General features: G+C 72.7%; 22 protein-coding genes. 13 read left to right on the top strand and 9 right to left on the bottom strand.

Translation table 11 applies throughout. The annotated features are described in order from the left end of the window. Positions 1 to 55: 55 nt before the first annotated feature. Both ACZ6S6_RS23705 and ACZ6S6_RS23700 read left to right on the top strand, forming a co-directional pair. Positions 56 to 316: an acyl carrier protein gene (locus tag ACZ6S6_RS23705; protein ID WP_362959011.1), complete on the top strand. Its 261-nt coding sequence runs from the start codon at positions 56 to 58 to the stop codon at positions 314 to 316. After that, positions 313 to 1536, top strand: coding sequence for a beta-ketoacyl-[acyl-carrier-protein] synthase family protein (locus ACZ6S6_RS23700; RefSeq protein WP_362959013.1), 1224 nt, complete (start codon positions 313 to 315; stop codon positions 1534 to 1536). The genes ACZ6S6_RS23705 and ACZ6S6_RS23700 overlap by 4 nt, the downstream gene beginning before the upstream one ends. 171 nt (positions 1537 to 1707) lie before the next feature. Here the strand turns inward: ACZ6S6_RS23700 and ACZ6S6_RS23695 are convergent, their stop codons facing one another. Then, on the bottom strand, positions 1708 to 2715 hold the full coding sequence (locus tag ACZ6S6_RS23695) for a PRC and DUF2382 domain-containing protein (RefSeq protein WP_469706847.1): 1008 nt from the start codon (positions 2713 to 2715) through the stop codon (positions 1708 to 1710). A 406-nt stretch (positions 2716 to 3121) separates the two neighbouring features. Between ACZ6S6_RS23695 and ACZ6S6_RS23690 the strand changes: the two genes are divergently transcribed. The 6 genes from ACZ6S6_RS23690 (at position 3122) to ACZ6S6_RS23665 (ending at position 9981) form a co-directional block, all read left to right on the top strand. Next, positions 3122 to 3922 (top strand): IclR family transcriptional regulator, encoded by an 801-nt coding sequence (locus ACZ6S6_RS23690; RefSeq protein ID WP_469706846.1) that lies wholly within the window; start codon positions 3122 to 3124, stop codon positions 3920 to 3922. Positions 3923 to 4038: 116 nt separating this feature from the next. Further along, positions 4039 to 5706, top strand: coding sequence for an OPT/YSL family transporter (locus ACZ6S6_RS23685; RefSeq protein WP_469706845.1), 1668 nt, complete (start codon positions 4039 to 4041; stop codon positions 5704 to 5706). 74 nt (positions 5707 to 5780) lie between these two features. Beyond that, positions 5781 to 6845 (top strand): 2,5-dihydroxypyridine 5,6-dioxygenase NicX family protein, encoded by a 1065-nt coding sequence (locus tag ACZ6S6_RS23680; protein ID WP_362959024.1) that lies wholly within the window; start codon positions 5781 to 5783, stop codon positions 6843 to 6845. A gap of 93 nt (positions 6846 to 6938) precedes the next feature. Further along, positions 6939 to 8240: an alpha/beta fold hydrolase gene (locus ACZ6S6_RS23675; protein WP_469706844.1), complete on the top strand. Its 1302-nt coding sequence runs from the start codon at positions 6939 to 6941 to the stop codon at positions 8238 to 8240. Positions 8241 to 8348: 108 nt separating this feature from the next. Next, on the top strand, positions 8349 to 9017 hold the full coding sequence (locus ACZ6S6_RS23670) for an adenosylcobinamide amidohydrolase (RefSeq protein WP_469706906.1): 669 nt from the start codon (positions 8349 to 8351) through the stop codon (positions 9015 to 9017). 55 nt (positions 9018 to 9072) lie between these two features. Next, positions 9073 to 9981: an NAD(P)-dependent oxidoreductase gene (locus ACZ6S6_RS23665; protein WP_469706843.1), complete on the top strand. Its 909-nt coding sequence runs from the start codon at positions 9073 to 9075 to the stop codon at positions 9979 to 9981. Between the two features lie 53 nt (positions 9982 to 10034). Here the strand turns inward: ACZ6S6_RS23665 and metX are convergent, their stop codons facing one another. From metX to ACZ6S6_RS23625, 8 genes are all read right to left on the bottom strand, one after another. Beyond that, a complete protein-coding gene (metX, locus tag ACZ6S6_RS23660; RefSeq protein WP_469706905.1) occupies positions 10035 to 11207 on the bottom strand; it encodes a homoserine O-acetyltransferase MetX in 1173 nt (390 codons plus the stop codon). After that, entirely contained in the window at positions 11204 to 12565 is a 1362-nt protein-coding gene (locus ACZ6S6_RS23655) for a bifunctional o-acetylhomoserine/o-acetylserine sulfhydrylase (RefSeq protein ID WP_362959035.1), read from the bottom strand. Before ACZ6S6_RS23655 ends, metX begins: the two co-directional genes overlap by 4 nt. Positions 12566 to 12739: 174 nt before the next feature. Next, positions 12740 to 12841, bottom strand: coding sequence for a putative leader peptide (locus ACZ6S6_RS23650; protein WP_362959038.1), 102 nt, complete (start codon positions 12839 to 12841; stop codon positions 12740 to 12742). Between the two features lie 251 nt (positions 12842 to 13092). Continuing rightward, a complete protein-coding gene (locus ACZ6S6_RS23645) occupies positions 13093 to 13590 on the bottom strand; it encodes a thioesterase family protein (protein WP_469706842.1) in 498 nt (165 codons plus the stop codon). Next, on the bottom strand, positions 13587 to 14624 hold the full coding sequence (locus tag ACZ6S6_RS23640) for a 3-hydroxyacyl-CoA dehydrogenase NAD-binding domain-containing protein (RefSeq protein WP_362959044.1): 1038 nt from the start codon (positions 14622 to 14624) through the stop codon (positions 13587 to 13589). The genes ACZ6S6_RS23645 and ACZ6S6_RS23640 overlap by 4 nt, the downstream gene beginning before the upstream one ends. A 54-nt stretch (positions 14625 to 14678) precedes the next feature. Next, positions 14679 to 15572, bottom strand: a complete 894-nt coding sequence (locus ACZ6S6_RS23635) for a beta-keto acid cleavage family enzyme (protein WP_024490438.1) — start codon at positions 15570 to 15572, stop codon at positions 14679 to 14681. A gap of 114 nt (positions 15573 to 15686) precedes the next feature. After that, the gene (locus ACZ6S6_RS23630; protein ID WP_362959049.1) at positions 15687 to 16577 is read right to left on the bottom strand and encodes a TetR/AcrR family transcriptional regulator; all 891 of its coding nucleotides are present in this window, start codon (positions 16575 to 16577) and stop codon (positions 15687 to 15689) included. 101 nt (positions 16578 to 16678) lie between these two features. Further along, a complete protein-coding gene (locus ACZ6S6_RS23625; protein ID WP_362959151.1) occupies positions 16679 to 17551 on the bottom strand; it encodes an RNA polymerase sigma factor SigF in 873 nt (290 codons plus the stop codon). A 760-nt stretch (positions 17552 to 18311) separates the two neighbouring features. Between ACZ6S6_RS23625 and ACZ6S6_RS23620 the strand changes: the two genes are divergently transcribed. From ACZ6S6_RS23620 to ACZ6S6_RS23600, 5 genes are all read left to right on the top strand, one after another. After that, positions 18312 to 19232, top strand: coding sequence for an NADP-dependent oxidoreductase (locus ACZ6S6_RS23620; RefSeq protein WP_362959052.1), 921 nt, complete (start codon positions 18312 to 18314; stop codon positions 19230 to 19232). Then, positions 19229 to 19987 (top strand): GNAT family N-acetyltransferase, encoded by a 759-nt coding sequence (locus tag ACZ6S6_RS23615; protein ID WP_362959055.1) that lies wholly within the window; start codon positions 19229 to 19231, stop codon positions 19985 to 19987. The genes ACZ6S6_RS23620 and ACZ6S6_RS23615 overlap by 4 nt, the downstream gene beginning before the upstream one ends. A gap of 189 nt (positions 19988 to 20176) precedes the next feature. Further along, a complete protein-coding gene (locus ACZ6S6_RS23610) occupies positions 20177 to 21388 on the top strand; it encodes a PP2C family protein-serine/threonine phosphatase (protein ID WP_469706841.1) in 1212 nt (403 codons plus the stop codon). Positions 21389 to 21498: 110 nt separating this feature from the next. Continuing rightward, positions 21499 to 22170, top strand: a complete 672-nt coding sequence (locus ACZ6S6_RS23605) for a TetR family transcriptional regulator (protein WP_362959058.1) — start codon at positions 21499 to 21501, stop codon at positions 22168 to 22170. Continuing rightward, the gene (locus ACZ6S6_RS23600) at positions 22167 to 22940 is read left to right on the top strand and encodes an SDR family NAD(P)-dependent oxidoreductase (RefSeq protein ID WP_469706840.1); all 774 of its coding nucleotides are present in this window, start codon (positions 22167 to 22169) and stop codon (positions 22938 to 22940) included. Before ACZ6S6_RS23605 ends, ACZ6S6_RS23600 begins: the two co-directional genes overlap by 4 nt. Positions 22941 to 22961 lie beyond the last annotated feature (21 nt).

Genomic DNA, 22961 nt, shown 5'->3' with positions numbered 1-22961 from the left:
TGAGAGGCACCGCCCCGGACACCCCCGCCGGACGGGCATGATGGAGAGGAAGACCATGAGCGCGATTCACCCCACGATCACCGAGGTACTCAGCCGTACCTTCAGGGTGCCTGTGGCCGAGATTCTCCCGGAATCCACGATGGACAGCCTGGACATGGACTCCCTGGCAGTCGCCGAGTTCGCCGTCGTCATGAGGGAGGCCCTCGGCGTCGAGCTGGACCCGAGCAGCCTGCACAGGGACACCAGCCTCGCCGGGCTCACGGAGTTCCTCCGGGCGTCGGCCGGCGGCGAGGCACCGGTGAGCACCGCCCGATGAAGACGCCCGCCATCGCCGTCACCGGTCTGGGAATGATCACCCCGGCCGGCAACGACACCGAGTCCACCTGGGACGGCGTGTGCGCCGGGGTCAGCCCGGCCCGCACCGTCCCCGCACTCGCAGGGTGCGCGATCGACTTCGCCTGCACGGTCGACGGCATAGACCTGGACGCCGCGATCGGTCGCCGTACGGCCTTCCGCATGGGCAGGTACGCCAAATTCGCCGTACTCGCCGCGCGGGAGGCGGTCGCCGACGCGGGACTCGACCCGGGCGGCTGGGACGGCAGCCGGGTCGCGGTCGTCGTCGGCACCAGCAGCGGCGGCTCCGCCGGCCTCACCGACCAGGCGCTGGTGCTGGAACGGCGTGGACCCGAGGCGACCTCGCCCGTCGGGATCCTGCTCACCATCCCGAACATGCCGGCCGCCGAGATCGCGATCGAGATGGGCGCCACGGGCCCGAGCCTGGCGCCCTGCACCGCCTGTTCGTCCGGGATCACCGCACTGTCCGTGGCCAGGGACCTGCTCGCCACCGGGCAGTGCGATCTGGCGATCGCGGGCGCCACCGAATCGACCCTCTTCCCGATCGCCATGACCGGATTCGCCAGATCCGGCGCGGCCGCCCACGCGGACGGGGACCTGTCCCGGCTCAGCCGGCCCTTCGCGGCCGACCGGGCCGGGCTTGTCATGGGGGAGGGCGCCGCCGTCATGGTGCTGGAGCGCGCGGCCGACGCCGAGGCCCGGGGCGCCGAGCCGCGCGCGCTGCTCGCGGGCACCGGCGCCACCACCGACGCCCACCACCCCACCAGCCCGCACCCCGACGGCCGCCTCGCCCAGGCCGCCGTCGAGGCCGCGCTGCGCGACGCGGGCTGGCAGGCCGCGGACGTCGAGCACATCAACGCGCACGGCACGGCCACACCGCGCAACGACGCGGCCGAAGCCGCCCTCATCGGCCGGGTCTTCCCGCACCGGCCGCCCGTCACCGCGCCCAAGGGCGTACTGGGCCACTGCATGGGTGCGGCCGGAGCGATCGAGGCGGGGCTGACCATCCTCACCCTCCAGCGCGGAATCATCCCGCCGGTCGCCAACCTGGACGCACCCGCGCCCGGGTTCGACATCGACTGCGTCACCAAGCAGCCGCTGGTGCTGCCGGTCCGGCGCGCCGTCAGTCACTCCTTCGGATTCGGTGGACACAACGCCGTGGTCGCGCTCCAGCGGCCCTAACTAATCCGGGCCGGTGGAGCGGCCCATAGCCGGCCACGCCCGCTCCGGTGCGCTTCCGTCCGGGGCGGCCCTGAGCCGAGGGGCCCGCGGCACACGAGAGGGCGGACCCCGTGGTGCGGGTCCGCCCCTCGCTCCTGTCCGGTACGCCTGGGACGGCGCGGTGCGCGGGGGTCAGCGGCGCCGTCCCTGACCGAACTCGCCGCCCATGTCCTTGCCGCCGATGTCCTTGCCGTCCTTGGTCATGCCGTCCGCGTAGTCGATCTGCTCCTTGCGCAGTTCCGCGGAGACTTCCTTCTGCTCGGTCACCTTCTTCGTTTCCATCCGCACCCGTTCGACCGGCACGGTCTCCTTGCGCATCGTGGCGCGTTCGGCGTGCAGGGTGACCTCCACATCCTGCTCGTTGATGCCCGAGCGGGCAGCCTTGTCGCCGGGCTGGAGCGGCTCGCGCACCACGCGTACCTCTTCGTGCGTCACGGGCACGGTGCGGGTGACGTTCTCGGTGACGACGTACTTGTGCAGCCGGGCCTTGCCGCTCTCGTACTCCTCGGTGCCGATGTTCAGCTGCTCCTCGGAGCGGATGAGTTCCTCCTTGCCGCTCAGGTCGGCGGAGGCGGACCGTTCGGCGCCCGTCCCGGCTCCGGCCAGCGGACGGGCCGTACCGGAGGTCTCGGCGTCCCGGTGCTTGCCCGTGCCTGCGGTGCCGGCCGTCGCCTTGCGCTCGGCGGCGGCGTTGGCGCCCATGGTCCCGGCTCCTGCCCCGGCGGCCGCACCCGCTCCGGCCGCGCCCATGGTTCCGGTCCCGGACGTGGTCGGGGTACCGGTGCCGGCGGCACGGTCGCCGAGCTTGCCGCCGGTGTTCCTGGTCAGTCCGTAGTGCCGGTAGAGCTCCTCCTCCTCGGAGACGGAGAGATGCGCGTCCGCGTCCACCCGGGGGGCTTCCTTGACGCGGTCCTTCGGATGGGAGATGTGCAGGTCGGAGCCCACGCGACGGGCTCCGGCGAGAGGCACGAAACTCTCCTTCATACCGAACAGGCCGGTCTTCACCGTGATCCAGTCCGGTCGGCCGGTGTTGTCGTCGACATACACCCGCCCCACGTTGCCGATCTTCTCGCCCGCGGTGTCGTACACCGTCAGGCCGTCGAGCTCTCCGGAATCCGTGAAACCGTCAGCGGCTCCCATGACCGATTCCTCCTACCCCGGGCGCGTCCTGTAGGTGGGTCCAGCAGGTAAGGCGCGTCCGGATTCCATCGCGCCTCACCCGGATGGACGCTGCAACTTCCCGGCCGGTGGGGGCGGGGTGCCGCACACCCGGCCCGTGGGCGCAGGCCCCGTGCGATGCGGCTGTGGACCGTAAAGCCGGGTTAGGCCAATCGAGTGAGGGACGGGCGGCCGCGGCCCGCCCGGCGTGCCACCGTCGCACGGTCTTTTGTGACCGCCTCTGAGCAGGCCGTTCCCGCCGCGAGGTGAATTTCCGGCAAACCCTTGACACCCGTTGGGCGTGGCAGCATCCTTTCGCCAGAAATCGCAACGCCGTTGCGATTTCCGCACCGACAGATGGACGAAGTGGACGAAGGAGGCCCGGCCCATGGCTGAGCGCGGCACGGACACCACCACCCCGGCCCGCGACGGACAGCAGGCCCCCGGAGTGCTGCAGACCGTCGACCGGGCCCTGCTCGTCCTGCTCACGTTCACCGAACAGCGGCCCGAGTGGGGCGTCAGCGAACTGGCCCGCCACCACGGCTGGGACAAGGCGGTCGTCCAGCGCCTGCTCACCACCCTGAGCGCGCGCGGCTTCCTGCTCTGCGACGACAACAGCCGCCGCTACCGCCCCGGCCCGGCACTGTCCCGGCTGGCCAGGGTCAGCGAGCACAGCGGAGTGCTGTCCTCGATCACCCGGCCGATACTCGCCCGGCTGCTCCGCGAGACCGGCGAGAGCATCGTCCTCAACGTCCCGCACGGCGGCAGCTACCGCTGCGAAGCCGCCGTCGACGGCACCGGACCCGTCCGCTACACGGCGATCATCGGCGCCGTCATGCCCGGTCACGCCGGAGCGTCCGGGCACACCCTCTTCGCGTACCACCCCGAACGCGAGATCCGGCAGATGTTCGGCGCCACCGGACTGACGCGCTTCAACGACCGCACCATCACCGACCTGGACGCCCTGCTCACCTGCTACGCACAGGTCCGTACCGACGGGTACTGCATCAGCCACGGCGAGTACGACGAGGCCGTCACCGCGGTCTCCGCCCCCGTCTTCCAGGGCGACGGCGTCCCCGCCTCGCTCACCGTCATCGGCCCGTCCCACCGCGTGGACCGGGCCGCCGACACCCTCGTGACGCTGGTACGCGCCGGAGCGGCGGAGATCACCGCCGCCCTCGGCGGCTGAACCAGCCCCGCCACCGTCCCGCCCGCGGCCTCCCGTAATGCCGCGCGCCCCGGCTCCGCCCTGCCGCGGAGAGCCCGAACATGCCTCCCAGCCCTGCAAACCGAAGGGGGTGCCCCATGGCGCACCACGTCTCCGCGCCGCACCCTGCCCCGCCGCCGTCCGCCCCCGACGAGCCCCGGTCGCACCCCAGGGTCATGGAACCCGTGCTGCTGGTGATCCTGGTGGTGCTCTCCGCCGTGGGAGCCGTCATCGGCATCGACCTGGTCTCCAAGCTGGGCATCTCCGCCAACACCTCGGTCGTCGGCGCACTCGTCGCCATGCTCATCGGCCGCATCCCCCTGGGCTTCCTGCGCCGGATGCGGTCCGTGCACCGGCAGAACCTCGCCCAGAGCGCGATCTCCGCCGCCACCTTCGCCTCCGCGAACGCCCTGCTGACATCCGTCGCCGTGCCGTACGTCTTCGGGCGCACGGACCTGGTCTGGCCGATGCTCGCGGGCGCGTTCATCGGCCTCGTCGTGGACGCCTGGGTGCTCTACCGCGCCTTCGGCTCCCGGCTGCTGCCCGCCGACGCGGCCTGGCCGCCCGGCACCGCGGCCGCAGAGACCATCAAGGCCGGCGACCGGGGAGGACGCCGGGCCCTGATCCTCGCGGGCGGCACCGCGGTCGGCCTCGCCGGAACACTCTTCAGCCTGCCGCTCTCCGCCGCCGGGGTCGCCTTCCTGGGCAACGTCTGGGCGCTGATGATGTTCGGCATCGGACTGATGCTGCGCCAGTACGGCCCGGACCTCTTCCACACCGATCTGGGCGCCGGATACATCCCGCACGGCGTCATGGTCGGCGCCGGCATCGTGGCACTCGGCCAGGCCGTGCACCTGCTGCTCAGCCGTCGCGAGCGCAAACAAACCGCGGCCGCCGAGGAGACCCCGAGCGCCGTGCCCGTCGAGGAGGCGGACCCGAGCACCGCGTACACCGTCGACGAACGCGCACTGCGGCTCTCCCTGATCCGCGGCTACGCGCTCTTCACCGGGGGCGCCGTGATCCTCGCCGTGCTCGGCGGGCTGATCGGCGACATGAGCCCGCTCGGCCTCGTCGGCTGGGTGCTGTTCGCCGCCTTCGCCGCACTCGTCCACGAACTGATCGTCGGCCTCGCCGCCATGCAGTCCGGCTGGTTCCCGTCCTTCGCCGTCACACTGATCTTCCTCATCCTCGGCCTCGCCATAGGTATCCCGTCGGTGCCGCTCGCACTGCTGGTGGGGTACGTCTCCGCCACCGGCCCGGCCTTCGCCGACATGGGGTACGACCTCAAGGCCGGCTGGCTGCTGCGGCGCGAGCACCGCCCCTGGGACCCCTTCGAGCGCGAGGGCCGCCGCCAGCAGTTCCTGGCCGCCCTCATCGGTTTCGCGGTCGCCCTCGCCGTCGTCGCCCTCGCCTGGCGCTCGTACTTCGGGCAGGGGCTCATCCCGCCCGTCGCCAAGGTGTACGCCGACACCATCAAGAGCGGGCTCAGCGATCCGGACGCGGTCCGCACCATGCTCCTCTGGGCCATCCCGGGCGCCGCCATCCAGCTGATCGGCGGCACCCGCCGGCAGATGGGCGTCATGCTCGCCACCGGCCTCCTCATCCTCACCCCGCAGGCCTGCTGGCTGGTCCTCGGCGCCCTCGTCGTCAGGGTCGGCTACCGCAAGCTGCGCGGCCCGGCCGCCGACGAGGAACTCAACCTGGTGGGCGCCGGACTGATCGCCGGCAGCTCGCTCGGCGACTCGGCCCAGATCCTCAAGACCTGACGCCCCGCCGCCCCCTGAACCACTTCCCGTACCACCGCACCACTCAGCACCACCCGCACGGCAAGGAGACCCCCATGGACATGTACAGCAGGCTCGAACCGCGTCCCGAGTACCTCAGCTTCGAACTCGCCCTGGCCGCCCGCAAGCTCGTCGAGGAGGTCATGCTCGTCAAGCGCGGCGAGCACGTCGTCCTCACCGGCGACACGAGCAGCGACCGCCGGGTCATCGAGGCCACCGCGCAGGCCGTCGCCGCAGCCGGCGCGCACCCCGTCGTCGTCTGGTACGAGACGCTGCCCGGCGCCTCCATGGAACCGCCCCGGCCCGTCGCCGGAGCCATCGCCGACGCCGACGTGTGGATCGAGTTCGCCGTCTCGTACCTGATGCACTCCGACGCGTTCCGCACCGCCATGGCGAACGGCTGCCGCTACACCAACCTCACCGCGATGGACGTCCAGATGCTCGTCGCCACCGTCGGCCGCCCCGACTTCCAGGGCGTCATACGCCTCGGCAAGGCCCTCGTCGCCCTCCTGGAGACCGCCGACGAGGTCCGGATCACCTCCGCCAACGGCACCGACCTGGTGGGCCGCAACGGCGACCGGCCGGTCAACCTGCGCGGCAAGCCCGCCGAGAAGCCCGGCGAGACGGTCATGCTGTCCGGCCAGATCTCCTGGAACCCCCTCGAAGAGACCCAGGAAGGCGTGCTCGTCTTCGACGGAGCCCTGTGGCCGCCGGACGAGATCGGCCTGCTGCGCTCCCCGGTCCGCTGCACCGTCGAGAAGGGCGTCGTCACCAAGATCGAGGGCGACGCCGACGCGGACACCTTCCGCCGCTGGATGGAGTCCTTCGACGACCCGAACATGTTCCGCGTCGCGCACTGGTCGCTCGGCTTCAACCCCGGCGTGCTCGCCCCGACCGGCCGCATCGTCGAGGACGAGCGCGTCTTCGGCTGCGTCGAACTCGGCATCGGCACCAAGGGCGCCTGGATCGGCGGCGAACCGTGGGTCTCCGCCGCCCACACCGACGGCAGCGTCCTCGGCCCGTCCATCTACCTCGACGGCGTCGCGATCGAGGAGAACGGGCGCTACGTGCACCCGGACCTCGTCGCCATCTGCCGCGACCTGGGCGTCGCAGGCTACTGACCTCCCGGGCGGGCCCGCACCCCCGGGTGCGGGCCCGCCCGTCACCCGTGAAACCGTTCCGCGACGCGAGTTCCGCGACGTGAGAGGAGCGCCATGCCCACCCCAGCCCCCGTCACCTACCGCCACGGCGGCCTGGTCTGCACCGACCACACCCTCGATGTGCCGCTGGACCACCGCACCCCCGAGGGCCCCGCCCTCGCGCTCTTCGCCCGCGAGGTCGTCGCCGAGGGCCGTGAGCACGAGGACCTGCCCCGTCTCCTGTGGCTCCAGGGCGGCCCCGGCGGCCGCGCCGAACGCCCCAACGCCGCGGGCGCCTGGCTGCGCCGCGCGCTGAGCGAGTACCGCGTCGTCCTGCTCGACCAGCGCGGCACCGGCCGCTCGACCCCCGCCGACCGGCGCACCCTGGCCCGCTTCGGTACGGACTCCGAGGCCGCCGCCGGGTACCTCGCGCACTTCCGCGCCGACTCGATCGTCCGCGACGCCGAACTGCTGCGCCGCCGCCTCCAGGGCGAACAGCCGTGGAGCGTGCTCGGCCAGAGCTTCGGCGGCTTCACCACGCTCACCTATCTCGGCCTCGCCCCCGAAGGGCTCACCCGGGCCTACATCACCGGCGGACTGCCGGCCCTCACCGGCCACGCCGACGACGTGTACCGCGCCGCCTACGCCCGCACCCTCACGCAGAACGAGCGCTACTTCGCCCGCTACCCGGGCGACCAGGCCCTGGCCGACGCCGTCGCCGCACACCTGGACACCCACGACGTCCGGATGCCGACCGGTGAACGCCTCACCGTGCGCCGCTTCCAGACCCTCGGCATCACGTTCGGCACCGCGTCCAAGTCGGAATCGCTCCACTACCTCCTGGAGACCGCCTTCACCGACGGCGCCGACGGGCCGGAGCTGACCGACACCTTCCTGCGCGGTGTGGACGCCGCCGTGTCCTTCGCCGAACGCCCGCTGTACGCCGCACTCCACGAGCCGATCTACGCCCAGGGCGGCCGCGCCACCGACTGGTCCGCGCACCGCGTCCGCCAGGAGTTCCCCGCCTTCGACGCCACCGCCGGGGGCCCGCTCCGGTTCACCGGCGAGATGGTCTACCCCTGGCAGTTCGAGGAGGACCCCGCCCTCGTCCCGCTGCGCGGCGCCGCCGAGGCGCTCGCCGCCCGTACCGACTGGCCGGCCCTCTACGACCTGGACCGGCTCGCCGCCAACGAGGTCCCCGTCGTCGCCGCCGTCTACCACGACGACATGTTCGTCGACCGCGAGCACGCCCTGGCCACCGCCGACGCCGTACGCGGCCTGCGCACCTGGGTCACCGACGCCTACGCCCACGACGGGGTCAGGGCCGACGCCGCCGTGCTGGACCGGCTGATCGCCATGGGCCGCGGCGAGGCCTGAACCGGACACCGGGGGCGGGGCGCCGCTCAAGGGCGCCCCGCCCCCGGCACATATGATGACGGGACCACAGGCCGACCGCCGGCCTGCCGCGCCACCGAGGGGTGCCTCATCCGTTCCGTACGCATCCGGCTGCCCGAACAGCGCGGTGAACTGCTGGCCCGGCACGAGGACGGCGTGGACCTGCACCATCTGGTGTGGCGGCTGGGGCCCGGGTGGCGGGTGTGCAGCAGCGCCGTGCTCGGCGGCGGCATCGGCCCGCGCGACTGGATCCTCAACGCCCAGGTGCCCGGCGGCTATCCGCGGCTGGACCCCGACCGCCACCTCGCCGAGATCGCCGAGGCCGAGCACCTGACCGGGCCCGGCGCCGGACTGATGACCGCCGCCGACGTCACCGCCTACACGGTCGCCGCGGACGAGGGCGTGACGGCGACCGCCACCTGCGGCCTCGGCGTACGCGGCTGGGCGGCGGCCCCGGCCGAGGACACCGGCGCACCACCGCGTCCCGGCACGGTCAACATCGTCGTCGTCCTGCCCGTGCCGCTCTCCGACGCCGCACTCGTCAACGCCGTCGCCACCGCCACCGAGGCCAAGGTCCAGGCCCTCCTCGATGCCGGACTCGACTGCTCCGGCACCCCCACCGACTCCGTCTGCGTCGCCGCCCCCGCACCGGACGCCGGACCCGGCGAACCGTTCGCCGGGCCGCGCTCGCGCTGGGGCGCGCGACTCGCCAGAGCCGTGCACGCTGCGGTACTCGAAGGCGCGCTGCCGCAATCCTGAGCATCCGAACCGCCGCGAGCCGACCCGGGCGCGGCCGACGAAGGGAATCGTCCTCATGAGCGCAGCAACAGCCGACGCCACCGCGCAGCGGCCGGTCGTCGCCGTCCTCGGTACCGGAATCATGGGGTCGGGAATGGCTCGGAGCCTGCTCAGGGCCGGGCTGGAGGTCCGCGTCTGGAACCGTACGCGGTCCAGGGCGGAGCCCCTCGCCGCGGCCGGCGCCACCGTCACCGACACGGCGGCGCAGGCCGTACGCGGCGCCGACGCCATCCTCACCATGCTCAACGACAAGACCTCCGTCGCCGCCGCGCTCACCGCCGCGTCCGACGGGGTCCACCGCGGCCAGGTCCTGCTGCAGAGCTCCACCGTCGGACCGGACGCCTCGGTCGAGCTTGCCCAACGCGCCGCGGACCTGGGCCTCGTCTACCTCGACGCCCCGGTCTCCGGGACCAGGCAGCCAGCGGAACAGGGCGCGCTGACCGTCTTCGTCTCCGGACCGTCCGCCGCCCGCGAGGTGGCCGGACCCGTGCTCGACGCGATCGGACAGCGCACGGTCTGGGTCGCCGAGGAACCGGGGGCCGCCTCCAGGCTGAAGCTCGTGGTCAACACCTGGGTGATCAACATGGTGGGCGGCGTGGCGGAGTCCCTCAACCTCGCCGAGGGGCTGGGCGTGGACCCGCAGCTGTTCCTCGACGCAGTGAAGGGCGGCCCGCTCGACTCCGGCTACCTGCACGGCAAGTCCGCCGCGGTGCTGTCCGGTGACCTCACCCCGAGCTTCGCCCTGAGCACGGCACTCAAGGACACCCGCCTCATCCTCGACGCCGCCGAGCGGACCGGCGTACGGCTGGATCTGACCGCGGCCTCGGCCGCCCGCTTCGAGCGCGCCGAGGCGGCCGGGCACGGCGGCGAGGACATGATCGCTACTTACTACGCGGGCCGGGCCACGGAGCAGGACGGCGGCTGAGCCGGCCGGACAGCCCCGGCCCGCTCGGGCGCCGTGGGCGCGGGGCGGCGGGATCAGCGGCCCGGACCGGTTCGGTCCGGCAGCAACTCGCGCACCAGAGCACCCACCTGGTCCGTCTCGATCAGGAACCCGTCGTGGCCGTGCCGCGACTCCACGATTCGGGCCCGGTCCGCGCCGGGCAGCAGCGCGGCCAGCTCCGCCTGCTGGCTGGGCGGATAGAGCCGGTCGGAGTCGATGCCCGCGACCAGCGCGGGCATCCGCGCACGGCGCAGCGCCTGCGCGGTGCCGCCCCGTCCGCGCCCGACGTCGTGCCCGTTCATCGCCTCGGTCAGCGTGACGTAACTCCCCGCGTCGAAACGGTGCACCAGTTTGGCCGCGTGATGGTCGAGATACGACTCGACGCGGTACCGCCCGCCCTGGCGGGGATCCTCACCCGGCTGTGCCTCGCCACCGAAGCGGGAGCCGAGCTCCGGCTCGCTGCGGTAGGTGACGTGGGCGATCCTGCGGGCGAGGCCGAGGCCCCGGTGCGGGCCCTCGCCGGGTGCCGCGTCGTGGTAGTGGCCGCCGCGCCACGCGGGGTCGGAGCGGATCGCGGAGATCTGTACGGAGCCCCAGGCGATCTGCTCCGCCGAGGCCGCGGCCGGCGCCGCGAGCACCAGCAGTGATCCGGTGCGCTCCGGCCGGCCGACGGCCCATTCGAGCGCCCGCATCCCGCCCATCGACCCGCCGATCACCGCCGCCCACCGGCCGATGCCCAGCGCGTCGGCCAGCGCCGCCTCGGCCGTCACCTGGTCGCGGACCGTCAGACGGGGGAAGCCGCCGCCCCAGCGCGCCCCGTCCGGGCGCCCGGACGACGGACCGGTGCTGCCCTGGCAGCCACCGAGCACATTCGGCGCGACGACGAACCAGCGCTCGGTGTCCAGCGCCTTGCCGGGACCGACCAGCGCGTCCCACCACCCGTCCGACGGATGGCCGGGCTCCGCGGGCCCGGCCACATGGCTGTCCCCGGTCAGGGCGTGCAGCACCAGGACCGCGTTGGAACCGTCGGCCGCCCGGCGCCCCCATGTCTCGTACGCCAGTTGCACACCGGGCAGCTCAACGCCCGACTCCAGCGGCAGCGCCCGCTCCAGGCGCACCCAGGAGCGACGGCCCGGCGGATCCCCCTCCCGCCGGCCTCCGGTGGCCGGCGGGAGGGGGAGCGCGGTCGAGGGGGCCGTCCGGTTCAGGACGCCGCCTTCGCGGCCCGGAATCCCGTCTCCAGATCGGCCTTGAGGTCGTCCACGTTCTCCAGCCCGACGGAGAGGCGGACCAGCCCGGCGGTCGCCCCGGTGGCGGCGAGCTGCTCCTCGGTCAGCTGGCTGTGCGTGGTCGACGCCGGATGGATGATCAGACTCCGTACGTCACCGATGTTGGCGAGGTGGCTGAACAGTTCGACCGCGTCCACGAACCGCTTTCCCGCCTCCACCCCGTCCCGCAGCTCGAAGGCGAGCACGGCACCGGCGCCACGGGGCAGATAACGGCGCCCCGCCCCGTACCACTTGCTCGATTCGAGCCCGGCGTAGTGGACGGCCGACACCTCGTCGCGGCGCTCCAGCCATTCGGCCAGCGCCAGGGCGTTCGCGGTGTGCCGCTCCACGCGGAGACTCAGCGTCTCCACACCCTGCAGCAGCAGGAAGGCGGAGTGCGGGGAGAGCGCGGGGCCGAGGTCGCGCAGCAGCTGCACCCGGAGCTTGACCGCGAAGGCGCTGGGGCCGAGGTCCGGCCAGTAGCGCAGACCGTGGTAGCTCGGGTCGGGGGAGCTGAAGTCCGGGAACCGCTCGGCGTGCGCCCCGAAGTCGAACGTACCGCCGTCCACCACCACACCGCCGATGGTGGTGCCGTGCCCGCCGAGGAACTTGGTCGCCGAGTGGATGACGACGTCCGCGCCGTGCTCGATCGGACGCAGCAGGAACGGCGTGGGCACGGTGTTGTCGACGATCAGCGGCACCCCGGCCGCGTGCGCGGCGTCGGCGACCGCCCGGATGTCCAGGACGTCACCGCGCGGATTGCCCAGCGTCTCCGCGAACAGCGCCTTGGTGTTCGGCCGGATCGCCGCCGACCACGCCTCGATGTCGTCGGGGTCGTCGACGAACGACACCTCGATGCCGAACCGGGGGAGCGTGTGCCGCAGCAGGTTGTACGTGCCTCCGTACAGCGAGGCCGACGACACGATGTGGTCCCCGGCACCGGCCACCGTCAGCAGGGCGAGGGTCTCGGCGGCCTGGCCGGAAGCGAGGGCCACCGCGGCGACTCCGCCTTCCAGCGCGGCGATCCGCTGCTCCAGGACGTCCTGGGTGGGGTTGTGGATCCGGGTGTAGATGTTGCCGGGCTCGGCGAGCGAGAACAGGTCCGCGGCGTGCTGGGTGTCCCGGAAGACGAACGACGTCGTCTGGTAGATCGGCACGGCACGGGCGCCGGTCGTCGGGTCGGGGACGGCCCCGGAGTGAATCTGCTTGGTCTCGAACGACCAGGCGGCACCGGGGTCCTGACGGTCCTGGCCCTCGGGGGTGTGCCCTGCGGTGACGGAGTCTACGGGCTGGCTCATGGTGTTCCTCTGTGGATCTCGGTGCGGGCGGTGGTCAGGCACCGGTGCCGCGGTCCCGCCGGGGCAGGTCAGGACCGGGCTGCGGGCGGCGCGGCCGGCCGCGGGCACGCCGGAGGCACGGCGGTGCCTGAGGTGGGGGTCAACGCTGCGGTGGCGTCCGTGCGGCTCGGCCGCTCAACGGAGCGCGGCGCGGCGGACGCGGCGGCTACACGCCGAGGATGCGAGACGACCCAGATCGACGTGGCGCCGCGAGACGAGTGTCACGGTCGCGGGCATGCGGCGAGCGTGTCAGCGGGCCCGGTGCGCGTCAACCGCCCGGTGCCGCCGCCGAGCCGTCCGCAGGGGCTGTTCGAGGCGTACGGGGCAGGGGGCACGGGCCGGTGGCGCACTGCTCCCGCACCATGCCTGACCTGTACGGACGCCCACGGAACAGCCGACTGCCCGGACCACCGGGGGGAACCGGTGGTCCGGGCAGGGGCGTGGCCGGATTTCATCCGGCCGCAACAACAGCGGCCCGCGGCCGTCGTTCAGCGTGCCGCCGGGACCTCGACGATCGAGCGGCCCGCCCAGGACGGGGCCGCCTCGGTGAGCGCGACGAGGTGCTCACGTACCTGGTCGGGGAAGGGCGCGGTGCGTCCCGCCTGCTGGTCCACGTGGAGGGCGAGCAGCTCGGTGGTGGCCACGGGCTCGGCGTCCGGGCCCGGTTCGGCGTCCTCCTGCGCGTCCGGCCCGAGCACGTACAGCTCATGGGCGAACCGGGTCTTCTTCGCGTCGGCGCCCAGCACCCGGGTACGGACGGCGAGCCGGTCGCCCTCCGAGACGTCGCGCAGATACCGGATGTGGGACTCGACCGTGTACAGCGAACAGCCCGTGCGCTCGCGGTACTCGGAGTGCAGACCGGTCTCGATCATCATCCGGTCGGTCGCGAAACCGAAGACGAGTACGTAGAACGCCTCGCTCATATGCCCGTTGTAGTCGATCCACTCCGGGCGCACGGTCTCCCGGTGCAGCGGCAGCGCGCTCACTCGGCCGCTCCCTCGGTGCGCCGGTCGGCGAGCCGGCCGGTCGCGCGCAGGACGTCGATGACGCCGCGGTCGCGTTCGGCGACGAGGTCGGCGATGCTGCGGCCGCCCGCCGCCTCGTCGCAGCCGCGTACCACCGCGTCGTACAGCTCCCGGTCCAGTTCGGGGGCTTCCAGGCGCGTCCACGGAGCCTTCAGGGAGGGGCCGAAGTGGTCCAGCATGTGTGCCATGCCGCCCTCTCCGCCCGCGAGCGCGAAGGTGAGCATCGGCCCCATGCACGCCCAGCGCAGCCCCGGGCCCTCGGTGATGGACGCGTCGATCTCCGCCACGGTCGCCTCGCCGTTGGCGACCATGTGCAGTGCCTCCCGCCACAGCGCCTCCTGGAGGCGGTTCGCGATGAAGCCGGGGACCTCGCGTTCCATCGTGATGACCGACTTGCCGGCGACCTCGTAGAAACGGGACGCCCAGCCGACCGCGGACGGTGCGGTCAGCTCGCCGCCCACCACCTCGACCAGCGGGATCAGATACGGCGGGTTGAACGGGTGCCCCACGACCAGCCGTCCCGCGCCGGCGGTCCGGGTCTGCATATCGCTCATGGGGTAGCCGGACGTCGAGGACGCGATCACGACCCCCTCGGGTGCGGCCGCGTCGAGGCGGGCCAGCAGATCGCGCTTGAGCTCCAGCTTCTCCGGAGCGCTCTCCTGGACGAACTGGGCGTCGGACACCGCCTCTTCGAGCGTGGCCATGACCGTGAGCCGGTCCGGCGAAGCCCCTTCGGCGAGGCCGAGCTGCTCCAGTGCCGGCCAGGCGGCGGTCACCAGCCGGCGCAGCTTCTGCTCGGCGTCGGGGGCCGGGTCCCAGGCGGTGACGTCGTAACCACGGGCCAGGAAGTGCGCGACCCAGCCACCACCGATCACTCCGGCGCCCACGCACGCCACCCGGCGTACGTCCTCCGGGGCGCAGGGGGCCGGTGCGACCGGTGCGGGCTGAACGGACTGTGCGGATGGCGTGGGCTGGGCTGGCTGTGCGGCGTTCATCGTGCGTCTCTCCAGAACGGGTGGGGGAGTGGGACGGGGTGAGGCGCGAGCCGGTCAGCCGCGGGGCTTGAGCCCGAGCCGCTGCCGGGCCTCGTCCGGGGTGGCGACCCGGGAGCCCAGCGACTCGGTGATCTGCACGGCGCGCTCCACCAACTGGGCGTTGGTGGCCTTGACGCCCTTGCCGAGATACAGGTTGTCCTCAAGACCGACCCGGACATGGCCACCGAGGAGGATCGACTGAGCCACCCACGGCATCTGCATCCGGCCCAGCGCGAAGCTCGCCCACTGGGCGCCCTCGGGCAGCATGTTCACCATCGACTGGAGCACGCCGGGGTCGGCGGGCGCCCCCCACGGGACACCCATGCAGAGCTGGAAGACGGTCGGGGCGTCGAGCAGCCCCTCGGCGAGGAGCTGCTTGGCGAACCACAGCTGCCCGGTGTCGAAGATCTCCAGCTCCGGCCGTACGCCCAGCTCCTGGATGCGGCGGGCCCCGGCCCGGAGCATGTCGGGGGTGGAGACGTACAGATTGCTGCCGTCGCCGAAGTTCAGGGAGCCGCAGTCCAGCGTGCAGATGTCCGGCAGCAGGTCCTCGACGTGGGGGAGGCGTTCGAGCCCGCCGACCAGGTCGGTGCCCGGCAGCTGCCGCAGCGGGGCGTCGGGGTCGATCACCAGATCGCCGCCCATCCCGGCGGTCAGATTGATGACGACGTCGGTCCCGGTCTCCTTGATCCGCTCGACGACCTCCCGGTACAGGCGGGGGTCGCGGGACGGGGCACCGGTCTCCGGCTCACGGACATGGATGTGCACGACAGCGGCCCCGGCCCCGGCCGCCTCGACGGCGGAGCGGGCGATCTGCTCGGGGGTGACGGGCACATGGGGGCTCTTGCGGACCGTGTCACCGGCCCCGGTGAGGGCACACGTGATGATGACGTCCTGGTTCACGGGCATGCGGAAGCGGCTCCTGAATCGAATGGGATCTGACGTGATCTGACGGGATCGATGAATCGATGAATCGAAGGGGAAAGAAACAGACGGAAGGGGGTGGGGAGAGGAAGGCGGGGGTCAGGCGGCGGTCAGGGTCGCGTCCACGTAGCGGAGCAGCGCACCGTGCATGTCCTCGGCGCTGGTGCCCGGTTCCCCGGGCGTCGTCGCGAGCACCTGGGAGGCCAGCCCGTCGATGAGGGCGGTGAGACTCAGCGCGGCCGCCTCCGGATCGACCGGCCGGAAGACCTCCTGCGCGACGCCGCGGCGTATCACCTCGGCGACCGTGGCCCGCCACTGCCGGTAGTACTCGACGTGGAGTTCACCGACCGCGGTGGAGCGCGCCGCCTCGGCCCAGAGATCGAGCCAGACGCTCCACTGGCGGCGCTGCTGCGTGGTGTAGGGCGTCTGGAGCTCGATCAGCAGGCGGAGTTCGTCGCCGGCGTGGTCGGTGTCGGCGGTCCCGGCCGCGCGTCTGGCGGTGTCCTCGTCCATGCACCAGCGGGCCGCCGCCTCCAGCAGCTCGTCCCGTCCGGGGAAGTGGTAGTGGATGGCGGCGGTGCTGGTCCCGCAGGCCTCGGCGATGTCCGAGACCCGCACGGAGTGGAACCCGTGCTCCGCGATCAGCCGGACGGTCTGCCGGACGATCTGGAGCGGTCTGCCGCTGTCGGCCGCCGGCCGCGCGGCAGCGGCGTTACGGCCGCGCCGGGGGCGGGCGGCCGACGGCGGGGTCTCGGCCTGCTGCGAGGGCGCCGCGCCGTGCTCCGCGTGCGCCCCGAGCAGCCAGCCTGCGTCGACCCCCGCGATATCGGCGACCCGGGCCAGTTCGGCCGTGGTGAAGCGACGGGTGCCGCCGAGTGAGCGCGAGAGCTTCGACGGATCGATGACCATCCGCCGCGCGAACTCGCGCTGACTCACTCCGGCATCCCGGATCACCTTGCGGACCCGTTCGGCCACCTCATCGTGCTGCATGGTCAGCCACCGTACCCACATGTTGAGAGGATCTCAACATCAGATGCGAGCAATGTGGTGCTGGGGTGCGCATTGAGGTACTGACTGATGTGTCAGTCAGTTCATTCGTCGACAAGCATCCCGTTTCGGAGCTTTCCGAGGATCCGGCTGATCAGACGGGACACATGCATCTGTGAGATGCCGAGCTCCACGCCGATCTGCGACTGCGTCAGCTCCTGGCCGAAACGCATCTCCAGGATGCGGTGCTCACGCGCGTCCAGATCGCCGAGCAGTGGTGCCAGTGTCTGCAGGTTCTCCACCGTCTCCATGGCGGGGTCCGACTCGCCGAGCGCGTCGGCGAAGGTGCGTCCCGGAGTGCCGTTGCGGCCGGTGTCCGTCGCGTCGGTCGGCATGTCCAGGGACCCTGCCGTGTATCCGTTGGCCGCGACGATGCCCTCGGTCACCTCGTCCTCGGTGATCCCGAGGTGCCCGGCCAGCTCCTGGACCGTGGGATCGCGGTCGAGCTCGGTGGCCAGGTACTCCTTCGCCTTGGCGATGTCGACGCGCAGCTCCTGGAGCCGGCGCGGCACGTGGACCGCCCAGGTGGTGTCGCGGAAGAACCGCTTGATCTCACCGACGATGTACGGAACCGCGAAGGAGGTGAACTCGACCTCGCGGGACAGGTCGAACCGGTCGATCGCCTTGATCAGCCCGATCGTGCCGACCTGGACGATGTCCTCCATGTCGCCGCTGCCGCGGTTGCGGAACCGGCCCGCGGCGAACCGGACCAGCGAAAGGTTCATCTCGATCAGCGTGTTGCGCGCGTACTGGTGGTCGGAGGTGCCCTCCTCCAGTACCTGGAGCCGGTCGAAGAACAGCTTCGACAGTGCCCGCGCGTCCTTGGGCGCGATCTTCCCGGCGTCCTCGATCCACGGCAGTCCGTCCGTGGCTCCCGGAGCGTCCCCGGCCGTCGTCCTGCCGGTCACACCCCTCATCTCCGTGCTGTCCACCATGAACGCCACGTTTGCTGCGGCCGGCTTCCCTGTCGCCGTCGACCGTGCACTCTCCGCTCGTTCCGCATCGGCGGTCTGCGCAGTGTGCGCCGTCATCTCGTCACGCTCCCCTGGTCGTAGGCCATGAGGTATAGGCGTATGCCCGCAGGCAGTGTGCTCATGCGGGGAAGTGAGAGTTGATCAGGTCACAACGTGGCGATGGCCGAGAGTCGACGTGATCCTTCGTCATGTCTGCGCAAGGCCGTGCTCCCGGCAGCAGAACCGCCCCACCGGTACGGGGGAGCCCGGTGGGGCGGTCGTCACCAGAGTGCCACAGGCTCGGGTGCGATGGGCGCCGACCGGCGCATATCCAGCGGTAGTTGAGTTGAAATCGACGGTGCCCCGACCGGCGGCCCATGCGCGGGACGGTGTCGGTCGCGCGGGTATCCGACGATCGTGTGTGTGACCGCGGGGGAGGCGGCGGCGCGGGCCGGCCGGCGGTGGCGGGCGGCTCGGACACGGTTCCTCCTCGCTCTCGGCGCCAACCGCTCTCCGGGTGACGATCCGCCGGATCAGCTCGGGGGCCCACTCGGCGTACTGGGTTCCGGGCATGCCCCCCGTGCCGGGCGCAGAGGCACCGGACCGCTTTCGTTGCGGCCTCGTGAATCCGGCGCCCCTGCGGGAATACGCGCACGCGGAAGGGCCTTCCTGCTGCTGTGGGGACCCGGGCGGCCGGGTGCCGGGAGACAGGAGAGTGGAGCTCATGCCGAAGGCGTACGTGTTCACCCGCAACGGCGGACCGGAGGTGGAGGCCCTCGTCGAGCAGGACGCCCCGGTGCCGGGCCCCGGGGAGCTGCTCGTCGCCGTACGGGCGGCGGGGGTCAACCCGGTCGACTGGAAGCTGCGCACCGGGTACACCAGACCCGGCAGTGAACCGCAGCCGTTCCCCACCGTCCTCGGCAGCGAGGCCGCCGGGGTCGTCCGGGCGGCCGGCCCGGACGCCGAGGGATTCGCGGTCGGCGACGAGGTCTTCGGCACTCCGGTGACCGGCGGGTACGCCGAGTACACCCTGCTGCCCGTCGCGGTCACCGCGCACAAGCCGGCCGGGCTGTCGTTCACCGACGCGGCGGCCCTGCCGGTCGCGGCGGCCACCGCGTACGACGGGGTCCGCCAGCTCGCCCCCGCCCCCGGGTCGACGCTGCTGGTCACCGGGGCCGGAGGCGGCGTCGGGAACGCGGCGGTCCAGCTCGCGCACCACGCCGGCGTCCGGGTCATCGGGGCGGCGAGCGCGGCCAAGAAGGACTTCGTCGAATCGCTCGGCGCGGTGCACGTCGAATCCGGCGCCGGACTGGCCGACCGGGTACGGGCGGTGGCACCCGACGGCATCGACGCGATCTTCGACCTGGTCGGCGGCGACACCCTGAGGGAAGTGGCCACGCTGCTCGCCGATCCCGCCGCACTCATCAGCGCCGCGGGCAAGCCGCTGGCGGTCGAGCTCGGCGGTGCGGCCGTCGCCCGCGCCCGCACGGCGGCGGTGCTCGACGAAGTGGCTGACCTCGTCGTCACCGGGGTCCTGCGGACCCATGTCACCCGGACCTACCCGCTGACCGGGGCGGGCGAGGCGCTGCGCGCCGTCGAGAGCGGCCATGCCCGAGGGAAGATCGTGATCGAGGTCGGCGCATGAGCGCGCAGCATTCCTCCTCCGCCGTCACGCATCCGCTGGACGACCCGGTCGGCACCTCGCTGACCGGCCCGCACGCCCGTTTCGCCGAACGCCGCGGCCGCATCCTGCGCTACCCGGCCGATGTCACCCCCTGGGCCGCCGTCCCGGACCGGCCGCAGGCCGCGGACTGGGCCGATGCCGCGGCGCTCGCCGGCCCCGGGGGATCCATCACCCTCACCGCTTTCCGCGAGCCGCCGCCGGCCGACTGGGAGGTGACCTTCCACGCCGAGGGCGTCCAGCTCGTCGACACGGGTGTCGCGGCCGCCCCGGACCCGGAGGCCGTCCGGCTCGGACCCGCCGATGTGCCCGAGATGCTCGACCTGGTCGCACGCACCCAGCCGGGACCGTTCCTGCCCCGGACGGTCGAGCTGGGCACCTATCTCGGGATCCGGCGCGATGGGGTACTGGTGGCGATGGCCGGGGAACGGCTGCACCCGCCCGGCTGGAGCGAGATCAGCGGCGTCTGCACCGACGAGTCCGTGCGGGGCCAGGGGCTCGCCACCCGGCTGCTCCTCGCCGTCTCCCACGAGATCAGGGAACGCGGCGAGACGCCGTTCCTGCATGCCGCGGCGGCCAACGTCCACGCGGTGCGGCTCTACGAATCCCTCGGATTCGCGCTCCGCCGCCGGACGTCGTTCCTGGCGGCGCTCGCACCGGACGGCACGGGGGCGCACCCGGCGCAAGGGGAGGCGGCCGGCGCCGCGGCCCGGAGCTGAGAGCCGGAGCCGCCGGGCGGGCAGCGGGACGTCCGTCCGGGACTTCCGGCCCGGAACGCACTGTTCCACCCCGGCCGGGGACCTTCGGCCAGCTGCCTGAGGCCGAAAGCCCCGTGCGCCGTTGAGCCGGTCAGGGTGGACTGGAGAGGAGTGCCGGGACACGCCCGGTGACTGCGGGAGGAGATGGCCGTGACGATCGGGGTACAGCGTCCGTTGACGACACGCGGTGCGGAGCCGGCGATCGACGCGGGGGAGCGGGCGGCCGTCCGCTCCCGGATCGGCACCCCGGCCCTGCTGGGCGGCCTCCTCCTGCTGTCCCTGAGCGTGGCGGGGCTCGATGTCCTCACCGGTGACGATCTGCGGCTCATCCCGCTGCTGGTCGTGGTGCCCGCGCTCGTCTCGGTCTTCTGCACTGTCCGGCAGACCGTCGCCGCCGCCCTCTGGATCATGCCCATCGTCGTCATCTCCCGGCTGGTGTCCGGCGGCACGTTCTGGGACATCGCGAGTGGTGTCGGCTTCACCGTGCTGGCCTGCGCGGTGGGCGTCGGGGCCTGTTCACTGAGAATCCGGCACGTCACCGAGATCGCCAGGCTGAGGTCGGCCGCCGTCGCCCTCCAGCGGCAGATCCTGCGCCCGTTGCCCGTACTGACCGACCAGGTCCTGGTGGACGGCATCTACGCGCCGATCGAGGAGGACCGGCTGGTCGGCGGCGACATCTACGAGGTCGTCCAGTCGCCGTACGGCACCCGCGTCATCATCGGTGACGTACAGGGCAAGGGCCTTGCCGCCATAGGGGTCGGCTTCGCCGCGCTCGGCGCCTTCCGGGAGGCGGCCATCCGTGAGCCCGCCCTGACCGGTGTGGTGGACGCGGTCGAGGACGCGGTCGCCCGGCACAACGCCTTCTCCGCCCAGACCGGCGAGACCGAGCGCTTCGTCACCGCACTGGTGCTCAGCCTCGACGGGGAGGGCCGGGTGCAGGCCGTCAACTGCGGCCACCTGCCGCCCCGGCTGCTGCACGAGGGGGTGGCAGCCGCCGTTCCGCTGCGCCGTACGTCGGTGCCGCTGGGCATGGCGGAGCTCAGCAACGAGGCGCGGGCCGCCGAATGGCTGGACTTCCCGCCCGGCGCGACGCTCCTGATGTTCACCGACGGAGTGACCGAGGCCCGTGACGCCTCGGGAGCCTTCTATCCGCTGGACGCACGCCTGAGCGGCTGGACCCGGCTCGCCCCCCGCGAGCTGCTGGACACGCTCCACGCGGACCTGGAGGCGTTCACCGGTGGCGTGCGGCGCGACGACATCGCGGTGCTCACGCTGCGCGGCTCGTCGTACGGCAGCCGCCACCGCCCCGCGACGGCCGGCGCCGACGCACGGCGGGCCGCGGAGGCGTTCAGCGGGCGGTAGGCCCGGCTCCGGAGCCGCAGGGCCGGGAGCCGCGAGGCGCACACATCCCTGCCAGGTGTCCCGATGCGGCATATGTCGCATCGGGACATTATTGCGTGTACGGTGTGGTTATGAACCGGGAACGGAAGACCCCGGAGAGGCGGAGCCGCAAGGCCCGCCGGACCCGGGACACGCTGGCCCAGGCCGCGTTCGAGCTGGTGCTCGACCGGGGCCTGAGGGAGGTGACGGTCGAGGAGATCGCGGAGCACGCGGATGTCGACCGCCGCACCTTCAGCCGGTACTTCACCAGCAAGGAAGCCGCCGTCCTGGACTCGGTCCGGGGTGACGGCGACCGGATCAACGACGCCCTGCGGGCCCGTCCCGCCGACGAACCACCGCTCACCGCGTACCGCAGAGCCGTCCTGGACTGGCTGGCGGACCCGGAGGCGGAGGCCTGGCACCGCCGCCCGAGGCTCTTCGAGCTGCTGGTTCTCGCCGAGCGGGAACCGACGCTCTACGCGGCGTTCCACCACATCCGGGTGGACGCCCAGGAGGACTCCGTCGCCATCGTCGCGCAGCGGCTGGGAACCGACCCGCGGCAGGACATCCGTCCCGCCGTCACGGTCGCCGCCGGAGCGGGAGCGCTCCTCGCCGCCCAGGCCGCCTGGGTGCGCGGAGGCTGCCCCGAGGAGCTGCCCCGGCTCGTCGAGCAGGCATTCGACGCCCTTTCGGGGGAGCTGTTCGCACGGCTCCCCGCCGGACCGGCGTCACACAGCACCACGGAAGGAAACGGAACACCATGAGCACCACCCCCACCACCACCGACCAGGAATTCGCCGGACGCACGGCCCTCATCACCGGAGGGGCCTCCGGCATCGGACTGGCCCTCGCCCACCGGCTGGCCGCCGCCGGCGCGTCCGTGGTCGTGGCCGACTACGACGAGGAGAGCGCCCGCAAGGCGGTCGCCGCGCTGGAGAGCACCGGAGCCAAGGCCGCGGCGGTCGCCATGGACGTCACCGACCCCGCCTCCGTCGAGGCGGGCGTGCGGTTCGCCGTCGACACCTTCGGAGCCCTGCACCTCGCGGTGAACAACGCGGGCATCGGCGGCCCGAGCAGCCCGACCGGCGAGTACGCCGTCGAGGACTGGAACCGGGTCGTCGCCACCAACCTCAGCGGCGTCTTCTACTCGATGCGCTACGAGCTTCCCGCGATCGTCGCCGCGGGCGGTGGTGCCGTCGTCAACATGTCGTCGATCCTCGGCACCAACGGCTTCGCCGGATCGCCCGCCTACGTCGCCGCCAAGCACGGCGTCGTCGGCCTCACCAAGACGGCGGCACTTGAGTACGCGGCACAGAACGTCCGCGTCAACGCCGTGGGTCCGGGCTTCATCGACACCCCGCTGCTGCGCAACACCGACGGCCCCGCCCGCGACCACCTCATCTCGCTCCACCCGGCCGGACGCCTCGGCACGGCGCAGGAGGTGGCGGAACTCGCCGCCTTCCTGCTCTCCGACCGCGCCTCGTTCATCCACGGCAGCTACCACCTGGTGGACGGCGGCTACTCCGCCTCCTGAGTGGCGTACGGGGGCTTCGGG

Source organism: Streptomyces sp. NPDC048671, assembly GCF_055587045.1.
The sequence above is the reverse complement of the archived record's forward strand: the minus strand, read 5'-3'. Positions and strand labels throughout refer to the sequence as shown.

Excerpts from the sequence above, each read along its gene's own strand:
- ACZ6S6_RS23705 (WP_362959011.1), top strand. The coding sequence starts at position 56 with ATGAGCGCGATTCACCCCACGATCACCGAGGTACTCAGCCGTACCTTC.
- ACZ6S6_RS23700 (WP_362959013.1), top strand. The coding sequence starts at position 313 with ATGAAGACGCCCGCCATCGCCGTCACCGGTCTGGGAATGATCACCCCG.
- ACZ6S6_RS23695 (WP_469706847.1), bottom strand. The coding sequence starts at position 2,715 with ATGGGAGCCGCTGACGGTTTCACGGATTCCGGAGAGCTCGACGGCCTG.
- ACZ6S6_RS23690 (WP_469706846.1), top strand. The coding sequence starts at position 3,122 with ATGGCTGAGCGCGGCACGGACACCACCACCCCGGCCCGCGACGGACAG.
- ACZ6S6_RS23685 (WP_469706845.1), top strand. The coding sequence starts at position 4,039 with ATGGCGCACCACGTCTCCGCGCCGCACCCTGCCCCGCCGCCGTCCGCC.
- ACZ6S6_RS23680 (WP_362959024.1), top strand. The coding sequence starts at position 5,781 with ATGGACATGTACAGCAGGCTCGAACCGCGTCCCGAGTACCTCAGCTTC.
- ACZ6S6_RS23675 (WP_469706844.1), top strand. The coding sequence starts at position 6,939 with ATGCCCACCCCAGCCCCCGTCACCTACCGCCACGGCGGCCTGGTCTGC.
- ACZ6S6_RS23665 (WP_469706843.1), top strand. The coding sequence starts at position 9,073 with ATGAGCGCAGCAACAGCCGACGCCACCGCGCAGCGGCCGGTCGTCGCC.
- ACZ6S6_RS23655 (WP_362959035.1), bottom strand. The coding sequence starts at position 12,565 with ATGAGCCAGCCCGTAGACTCCGTCACCGCAGGGCACACCCCCGAGGGC.
- ACZ6S6_RS23650 (WP_362959038.1), bottom strand. The coding sequence starts at position 12,841 with ATGCCCGCGACCGTGACACTCGTCTCGCGGCGCCACGTCGATCTGGGT.
- ACZ6S6_RS23640 (WP_362959044.1), bottom strand. The coding sequence starts at position 14,624 with ATGAACGCCGCACAGCCAGCCCAGCCCACGCCATCCGCACAGTCCGTT.
- ACZ6S6_RS23635 (WP_024490438.1), bottom strand. The coding sequence starts at position 15,572 with ATGCCCGTGAACCAGGACGTCATCATCACGTGTGCCCTCACCGGGGCC.
- ACZ6S6_RS23630 (WP_362959049.1), bottom strand. The coding sequence starts at position 16,577 with ATGCAGCACGATGAGGTGGCCGAACGGGTCCGCAAGGTGATCCGGGAT.
- ACZ6S6_RS23625 (WP_362959151.1), bottom strand. The coding sequence starts at position 17,551 with ATGAGGGGTGTGACCGGCAGGACGACGGCCGGGGACGCTCCGGGAGCC.
- ACZ6S6_RS23620 (WP_362959052.1), top strand. The coding sequence starts at position 18,312 with ATGCCGAAGGCGTACGTGTTCACCCGCAACGGCGGACCGGAGGTGGAG.
- ACZ6S6_RS23615 (WP_362959055.1), top strand. The coding sequence starts at position 19,229 with ATGAGCGCGCAGCATTCCTCCTCCGCCGTCACGCATCCGCTGGACGAC.
- ACZ6S6_RS23605 (WP_362959058.1), top strand. The coding sequence starts at position 21,499 with ATGAACCGGGAACGGAAGACCCCGGAGAGGCGGAGCCGCAAGGCCCGC.
- ACZ6S6_RS23600 (WP_469706840.1), top strand. The coding sequence starts at position 22,167 with ATGAGCACCACCCCCACCACCACCGACCAGGAATTCGCCGGACGCACG.